Genomic DNA, 6,860 nt, shown 5'->3' with positions numbered 1-6,860 from the left:
AGAGAACTTAAAATAATAATAAAAGCGCTCGGAATTTTATCCGAGCGCTTTTCCATTAATACTCTAATAATTTTTTAGCCACATCTTCTGATACTTTAAAACTATTTTTATTTTTTATTTTATTAATTTTCAATTCAACCTCAACATAAGGAACATCTTTATATACTGTCATAGTACCAATTTCATGTAACTCTTTTTTATCTTTACTCGAATCCAATAATTTTGGTGTATCCTCTTGATACATTTTAAACGTTTTCCCTTGCGGAGTATCCATAGGAGCCGATTCCATTTCCCACTCATCCATTTTGATTGATTCAAACAACTTTGTGATTTCTTTCTTATCGGTAATTGTTTTTTTATCACTCGAATCAATAAGGGATTCAACTTCAATTTTTTGTGCCTTTTCTAAGCTAACGTCAGATTTCTCTTTCTTCGCACTACATCCTATTAAAAGAATCGATGTCGTTAATAAAAATAAACAGAGCGCACAGATTTTTTTCATTTCTCACCCACCATTTCTATTTTCACATATGGATTTTCTTTCTCAATAAGCGCCAAGAATTCATTCATATCTTGTGGCATCCCAATCATATGTACCTTATATGAATTCGTCGTAATTTCAAGAGACTTCCCAACTTGGCGAATAATTCTAATATCTTTCAATACAACATCTTCATTTAAAACGCCGTATTTTAGCACACCATTTTCTACTTTATGTTTTTTAATAAATATTTCCCAAACGAGAGGACCATTTACAATGAAGCATAACCCCATCCCAATTAGAGCTGAAACCCAATCCCCTTTTCTTGTAAAGAACATTACAATCGGATATACCACCATGAAGGCTAACGTTAGACTAACGCAAATTATCGCAGACTTACTTCTTTGAATTGGAAAGTTCATACCCACACCCCCTAACCTAAATTATACCATTATTTCCATTTTAGTTCATAAAAAAAGATCATTTATAAATGATCTTTTTAAACAGTATATCTATAAAATTTCTTATCTACCTCTAGCACTGGAAAACTTTTTGGCAACTCTTCTATATTCACGCTTTGAAAACCATTCTTTTCGTAGAAACGGTGTGCTGCTAGAAATTTAACTGTTGTTCCTAAATAAATGTCTTCCAAGTTCTTTTCCTTCGCCCAAGAAATTGCCGTTTGAAGTAGCGTATGTGATGCGCCCCATTCTTTTCCGCGGAACTCTTTCTTCACAAACATTTTTCTTAGCGCCACTTGATGCTTTCCAATATCTAATAAAGCTACCGTTCCAACTACTTTACCATCATAAGTTGCTACCCAAAAATTTCCGTTGTCCCTTTGATAGAACGTTTCTATTTCTAGTAAGTCCGGCTGCTCTTCTTTCGTAATTGGGACATTGTACTCTTTTTGCTGAATATGAACAATGAGATCTACTACTTCATCTTGAAACTTACTTTCATATGGAATAATACAAATCTTCTCGTTCATCGAATATCCTTCCATTCCGAAGCTAGTAAACTATATACAGTAATATCCTGAAAATGATCGTACACCCATTCTTCATCTCGTAAAATCCCATCTATCTTAAAACCTAAACGCTCTGGAATTGCACGGCTTTTCGCATTTTCAACACCGCAACGAATTTCAATTTTATTTAGCTTTAAATTATCAAATGCATAATGAAGCACAGCCTTCACACTTCGCGTCATAATACCTTTTCCACCAGCATCTTCTGCAAGATAATAACCAAGACTCGTCGCTTTCTTGCCCCAACTCACCGGATGAATGCCTACCATCCCAACAAGCTTTCCTTTATAACGTATACCAGTTTCAAACCCATCTCCTTCTGCAAATTTCTTTAACCACATTGGAAAAATCTCATTATACGCATCAGCAGATTTCGTCCCATCTACCCATGGAAGCCATCTTCTTAAATGGGTACGATTCTGATCTATTAATTCATATAGTTCCTCTTTATGATGCTTTTCTAATAGTTGTAGTTCAATTTCATCATCTACTCGGAGTGTGAACATGTTTTTAGCCCCTTTTAGTTTTCTTATTATTCTAACATTTTAAATTAAAGGAATGCACCATAATATATCAACAATTCTTAAAATATATCGAACACAGCTGTAGTTATATCGACTTACCGACTAGATTCGACAACGCTGTTCAACCACAACAGCACAAAAAAGACGCACAGCCGTAGCTATGCGTCTTTTCTATTACTTCTCTGCAACTTGAACTTCTTTTACGTAAGCCGCTTCGAATTTTTGGATGTCTCCCGCGCCCATGAAAATTAGAACGCCGTTTTTATGTTTCTTTAATACATCCGTTGTTGTATCTGTAATTAGTTCTGCACCGTCAATACGCTTTTGCAGATCTTCAATTGTTAATTCACCTTTGTTTTCGCGCGCTGATCCGAAAATATCACATAAGTATACTTGGTCAGCTTTGCTTAGGCTTTCCGCGAACTCATCTAAGAACTTTTCTGTACGTGAGAATGTGTGCGGCTGGAATACAGCGACAACTTCACGCTCTGGATGTTTCTGGCGAGCTGCTTCAATCGTTGCATTAATTTCTGTCGGATGGTGTGCATAGTCATCAATGATAACTTGCTCTCCCATTGGCTTTTCATTAAAGCGACGTTTTACGCCTTCAAAAGTTGTTAGCTGATGCTTAACTGCTTCTACATCAACGTTTTCATAATGGCAAAGCGCGATTACTGCTAATGCATTTAATACGCTGTGATCGCCATATCCTGTGATTTTGAACGTGTCATAGTACGTATTACGAACAAATACGTCGAATATAGTACCATCTGTTCTCTTTTGAATGTTACGTGCTTGGAAATCATTATCTTCTCCAAATCCATAGAAAATAACAGGTACTTTCGCTTGAATTTTTTGAAGTTCTTCATCATCACCACATGCAATAATGCCTTTTTTCACTTGCAATGCCATCTCTTGGAATGCATTGAATACATCATTGACATCTGTAAAATAATCTGGATGATCAAAATCAATGTTTGTCATAATTGCATAGTCTGGATAGTAAGACAAGAAATGACGACGATACTCACAAGCTTCAAATACAAAATACTTACTATTTTCTACCCCATGCCCCGTTCCATCTCCAATAAGGTATGATGTTGGGTGTGCACCTTGCATTACATGGGCTAACAAACCAGTTGTTGATGTTTTTCCATGTGCACCAGTTACAGCAACACTTGTGTACTGATTCATAAGATCACCTAAGAAGTGATGGTAACGATGTACTGGGATATTTAACTCTTTTGCTGCTACGATTTCTTCATGCGTATCAGGAAATGCATTTCCTGCGATAATCACTTGTCCTTCTTTAATATTATTCTTATCAAAAGGAAGGATGGAAATACCACGCTTTTCCAATGCTGTTTGTGTAAAGAAACGCTTTTCATAATCAGACCCTTGAACAGTATGCTTCATGTCATGAAGAATTTGCGCTAATGAACTCATTCCTGTTCCTTTAATTCCTACAAAATGGTAAACTGTCATCTTAAAGAACCTCCAACATTTCGAACTAATACAACGGCCTATCTATAAGACAGTATATGAATCTTTTCTTATTTTGGTAATCATCATACATTTCTGATGAAGCGAAGTTTTCTTTAATCTTCACTTATCAGGATAACCACGTACGTACTTCTTTTTATGTCCATAACAAACTTATTATAGCAAAAAACCAGCTGTTATACTATGATAACAGAAAAACTGATAGGGTCAATCACCTATCAGTTTTTCTCATTTTTACATATCTTCTTTTGTTTCTAATTGAACACGCTCTAAACGTGGATTTGGACGGTATTTACGACCAGCTTTTGCTTCTGGTTTTCCATTTAATTCTACGTTATCACCAGTAAAGCCAATATTCATTTTTAATAAGCTACTTCCTACTCCGTATATATCGACAGGAACATTTTGAGCTTCAAATTCACGAATACGCTTCTCATCAAATCCACCAGTTACAACGATATCTACATGTTGGAACCCTTCCTCATCAAGAGCCTTACGAAGTGCAAATACAAGCGATGGATTTACACCACGTGGATCAAATGTTCCAAGTACTTCTGGGTGACGAATGAAGTATTGATCAATCATTGTACGAGACGTATCGACACGCACACCTTTTAATGTTGATCCAAATTCACGAGCTACGCGAAGTGCATCTGTAATGACATCATTATTGTAATCAATTAATACAACTAATTCATCTTCTGGGAATTTCTTATGATACGCTTTTGCAGCTTCAACAACATCACCATTAAACATTTGAATTAATGCGTGAGGCATCGTCCCCATACCACTTCTGCCCCACCACTCATTCATTGCATGCGTCGCTTGTGCGCTCATACCTCCGATGTATGCCGCATAACCGTCACCAGCTTGTTGCGTATAATGATCATCACGATCTCCCATGAAAATAACTGGTTTTTCTTTATCTACACTACGTGCAGCTTGGACAACATTATATACGTTTGTCGCAACTGATGTACGACGGGCTAAAATCCCATCAATTACACCTTCTAAAAATCCGAAATTTTCATAAGGACCATGAATTGTTAACACTGTTTCAAACGGACTAATATTATCGCCATCCTTTAAAGAATGAATTTCTAATTCCTCAGGATTTTTGGCAAATGTTTGTAGCAATGCGATTACCTCATCTGTTCCGCAAAGAACTGCATGTTCCTTTTGGAAAAACTGCATTGTTACAACACTTTTCGGGCGAAATTCTTCAATAATTTCTCTAGTTTTTAAAAAGTAAACGGCAGAGAACCATCCTTCTCCAACGCGCTCGTCAAATTTAAATGTTCTATTTGTTAATCGATTTATTTCACCTTTTAATTTTAATTCAATTTCTTTCATGTCGCTTTACTCCCTACTTTACTATCCAACATTTTCTATTAGTATACAGCAAAACCGTTTACTATACATTTGTTTCCTGCATAGCAGCGAATTCATCCTCAGAAATAAGGACATCTCTCGGTTTCGTTCCTCTTCCTTCAGAAATAATCCCTTGCGATTCCATCTCTTCAATTAGACGTGCCGCGCGATTATAACCGATGCGGAATTTTCGCTGTACAGAAGATGTGGACGCTCCCCCTTGTTCTACAACAAATTGACATGCATCAAAGAACAATTCGTCTTCCGACTCAGCTTGTTCTGTTTTCGCTAATAAATCCTCTTGCTTAAATAAGTAGTTCGGCTTCATTTGCTTTCTCACATGATCAACTGTTTTCTCAATCTCATCATCCGATACATATACACCTTGTACACGAACCGGTTTAGACGTACCGTTTCCTAAGAATAACATATCACCACGGCCAAGTAATTTCTCCGCGCCCCCAATATCGATAATCGTACGCGAATCAACTTGAGATGATACTGTAAACGCAATACGCGTTGGAATGTTTGATTTAATTAAACCTGTAATAACGTCTACAGATGGTCTCTGCGTCGCAACTAATAAGTGAATACCACAAGCACGAGCTTTTTGTGCAATACGACAAATCGCTTCCTCAACATCACCAGGAGCAACCATCATTAAGTCCGCTAACTCGTCAATGACGATTACAATATAAGGTAATGTCTCACCTGGGATTTCTCTCCCACTTACAATCGTATTGTAACGAGTTAAGTCACGAGCACCAGCATGCGCAAACAATTCATAACGACGTTCCATCTCTTCAACTGCCCACTTTAGCGCAGCTGTTGCTGCTTTTACATCAGTAATAACAGGTGCTACAAGATGTGGGACAGAATTATATGGTGCAAGCTCAACCATCTTCGGATCGATTAACATTAACTTCACTTCATGCGGCTTCGCTTTATATAAAATACTTGTTAAAATCGCATTAATACACACACTTTTCCCTGAACCAGTTGCACCCGCAATAAGTCCGTGTGGCATTTTTCTAATATCCGTTACAATTGGATCGCCTGAAATATCAAGTCCAAGCGCAACTGTAAGCGGTGATTCACTCTTTGTAAATACAGGACTTCTTAAAATTTCACGAAGAAATACTGGCTTACTTTCCTTATTCGGAACTTCAATTCCAATCGCACTTTTCCCTGGAATCGGTGCTTCAATACGAATATCTTTTGCAGCTAAACTTAACTTAATATCATCGCTTAAGTTTGTAATTTTATTTACTTTCACACCCGGATCTGGCTGTACTTCAAAACGAGTTACAGCTGGACCTTGTGACACATTAATAACATGTGCTCCAACATGGAAATTATTAAATGTCGTATTTAATAATTCTTTCTGTTCTTCTAACCATTCTGTATTATCTAACGCTGCCTGCTGCGGAACCGATAGCAATGTTAATGGTGGAATGGCGTATGTTGGTGGTGTTTGCAATACATTTCGCATATCGTTCTCTCTTTGATTTACAACATATGCTTTCTCTTGTACTTCCGTACTTGAAATTGGCTCTTGTACTTGCTTTACCACTACTTGCTGCATTGGTTTTTCTTCCACTTGTGGTTCCACTACCACTTGCTGCATTGGTTTTCCTTCCACTTGTGGTTCTACTACCACTTGCTGCATTGGCTTTTCTTCCATTTGTGGTTCTACTACCATTTGCTGCACTGGACTTTCTTCCACTTGTGGTTCTACTACCATTTGCTGCACTGGCTTTTCTTCCACTTGTGGTTCTACTTCCATTTGCTGCACTGGCTTTTCTTCCACTTGCGGTTCTACTACCACTTGCTGCATTGGTTTTTCTTCCACTTGTGGTTCTACTACCACTTGCTGCATTGGTTTTTCTTCCACTTGTGGTTCTACTACCACTTGCTGCACTGGCTTTTCTTCCACTTGTGGTTCTACTAC

General features: G+C 37.4%; 7 protein-coding genes. All 7 read right to left on the bottom strand.

Translation table 11 applies throughout. From position 1 onward, the window contains the following. Positions 1-55 precede the first annotated feature (55 nt). On the bottom strand, positions 56-502 hold the full coding sequence (locus BAU23_RS22050; RefSeq protein WP_000717591.1) for a hypothetical protein: 447 nt from the start codon (positions 500-502) through the stop codon (positions 56-58). Further along, a complete protein-coding gene (locus tag BAU23_RS22045) occupies positions 499-903 on the bottom strand; it encodes a PH domain-containing protein (RefSeq protein ID WP_001010607.1) in 405 nt (134 codons plus the stop codon). Before BAU23_RS22045 ends, BAU23_RS22050 begins: the two co-directional genes overlap by 4 nt. A 77-nt stretch (positions 904-980) precedes the next feature. Beyond that, a complete protein-coding gene (locus tag BAU23_RS22040) occupies positions 981-1,472 on the bottom strand; it encodes a GNAT family N-acetyltransferase (RefSeq protein ID WP_071735160.1) in 492 nt (163 codons plus the stop codon). After that, a complete protein-coding gene (locus tag BAU23_RS22035; RefSeq protein WP_000494646.1) occupies positions 1,469-2,017 on the bottom strand; it encodes a GNAT family N-acetyltransferase in 549 nt (182 codons plus the stop codon). Before BAU23_RS22035 ends, BAU23_RS22040 begins: the two co-directional genes overlap by 4 nt. Before the next feature lie 192 nt (positions 2,018-2,209). Further along, the gene (gene murC / locus BAU23_RS22030) at positions 2,210-3,520 is read right to left on the bottom strand and encodes a UDP-N-acetylmuramate--L-alanine ligase (protein WP_000219455.1); all 1,311 of its coding nucleotides are present in this window, start codon (positions 3,518-3,520) and stop codon (positions 2,210-2,212) included. A 252-nt stretch (positions 3,521-3,772) separates the two neighbouring features. Further along, on the bottom strand, positions 3,773-4,891 hold the full coding sequence (locus BAU23_RS22025; protein WP_000658379.1) for a nicotinate phosphoribosyltransferase: 1,119 nt from the start codon (positions 4,889-4,891) through the stop codon (positions 3,773-3,775). A 61-nt stretch (positions 4,892-4,952) separates the two neighbouring features. Further along, the coding region (locus BAU23_RS22020) for a DNA translocase FtsK (RefSeq protein ID WP_083583402.1) at positions 4,953-6,860 on the bottom strand (1,908 nt) is incomplete at its 5' end.

It is taken from the genome of Bacillus nitratireducens (assembly GCF_001884135.1).
GTDB classification, from domain to species: Bacteria; Bacillota; Bacilli; order Bacillales; family Bacillaceae_G; genus Bacillus_A; species Bacillus_A nitratireducens.
The sequence above is the reverse complement of the archived record's forward strand: the minus strand, read 5'-3'. Positions and strand labels throughout refer to the sequence as shown.